Below are 1,569 nucleotides of genomic sequence, written 5' to 3'. Positions count from 1 at the left end.
CACGCGAAGCGGGCGGCCAGCAGCAGCCCGGCCGCCGAGGCCAGCGCGAAGAGCGTCGCCGGACGCAGCACCCGCCGCTGCCCGTACTGGTCGATCCAGCGTGAGATCCGCGGCCCGATCGCGGCGGCGGCCAGCGCGATGGTGGCCGACAGGGCGCCCGCGAGCCCGTAGCGCCCGTTGATCTGGGAGACCATCGTGACCACGCCGATCCCCATCATCGACAGGGGCATCCGGCCGAGGAACCCCGCGGCGGAGAAGCCCTTGGAGCCGGGGGCGGCGAACAGGGCGCGATAGGGGCTGGGCACGGGTGACTCCGGTCGAAAGGGCGCGGGGCGGCTCGGTGATGACGCGATGACGGCTCGGTAAGGTGCGAATACGGCTGATACAGCTTACGAGCGAGATGTCCCCGACGCACCTCCCCGGAAGCCCCCGGGTTCGCGGTCCGGCACCCCTCCGTTTCCCGGCTGTCAGTGGCGGGTGGCAGGATCGGAGACATGCCAGACGTGCTCGACGCCACTCCCTACGACGCCCTGCTCCTGCTCTCGTTCGGCGGCCCCGAAGGCCCGGACGAGGTGGTTCCGTTCCTGGAGAACGTGACGCGAGGGCGAGGCATCCCCAAGGAACGCCTCAAGGAAGTGGGGCAGCACTACTTCCTGTTCGGCGGGATCAGCCCCATCAACGACCAGAACCGCGCCCTCCTGGACGCCCTCCGCAAGGACTTCGCGGACCACGGCCTGGACCTGCCGGTCTACTGGGGCAACCGCAACTGGGCCCCGTACCTGACGGACACCCTGCGCGAGATGGTCGCCGACGGCCGCCGCCGCATCCTCGTCCTGGCCACCAGCGCCTACGCCTCGTACTCGGGCTGCCGCCAGTACCGGGAGAACCTCGCCGACTCCCTGGCCGCCCTCCAGGCCGAGGGCCTCGACCTCCCGAAGGTCGACAAGCTGCGCCACTACTTCAACCACCCCGGCTTCCTGGAGCCGATGATCGACGGGGTGCTCGAATCCCTCGCCGACCTCCCCGAGGACGTCCGGGACGGCGCACACCTCGCCTTCTCGACCCACTCCATCCCGACCGCCGCCGCCGACAGCTCCGGCCCGGTCGAGGACCACGGAGACGGCGGGGCGTACGTCGCACAGCACCTGGACGCGGCCCGTCTGATCGCCGACGCCGTCCGCGAACGCACCGGAATCGACCACCCCTGGCAGCTCGTCTACCAGTCCCGCTCCGGCGCCCCGCACATCCCGTGGCTGGAGCCCGACATCTGCGACCACCTGGAGGAGCGCCACGCGGCCGGCGTTCCCGCGGTCGTCATGGCACCGATCGGCTTCGTCTCCGACCACATGGAGGTCCTCTACGACCTCGACACGGAGGCCACGGCCAAGGCCGGGGAACTGGGCCTGCCCGTACGCCGGTCGGCCACCGTGGGCGCCGACCCGCGCTTCGCCGCCGCGATCCGTGAGCTGGTCCTGGAGCGCGCCGCAGTCGAGAGCGGGCAACAGGTCACGCCCTGCGCCCTGGGCGCCCTCGGCGCCGGCCACAACCTCTGCCCGGTGGGCTGCTGCC

Annotated in this window: 1 protein-coding gene and 1 pseudogene; one reads left to right on the top strand and one right to left on the bottom strand. The window is 71.7% G+C overall.

Features of this window, described 5'->3' with window-relative positions; translation table 11 throughout:
• A pseudogene (locus tag R6V09_RS52745) lies at nt 1-305 on the bottom strand (MFS transporter); the annotation flags it as partial.
• A gap of 189 nt (nt 306-494) precedes the next feature.
• Here R6V09_RS52745 and R6V09_RS52740 point away from each other — a divergent pair.
• Nucleotides 495-1,569: ferrochelatase (locus tag R6V09_RS52740; protein ID WP_317888495.1), on the top strand; the 1,075-nt coding region annotated here is incomplete at its 3' end.

It is taken from the genome of Streptomyces sp. W16 (genome assembly GCF_033194735.1).
In the GTDB taxonomy this organism is placed as follows: domain Bacteria; phylum Actinomycetota; class Actinomycetes; order Streptomycetales; family Streptomycetaceae; genus Streptomyces.
Note: the sequence above shows the minus strand (reverse complement) of the source record. Positions and strands in the feature narration are given on the sequence as shown.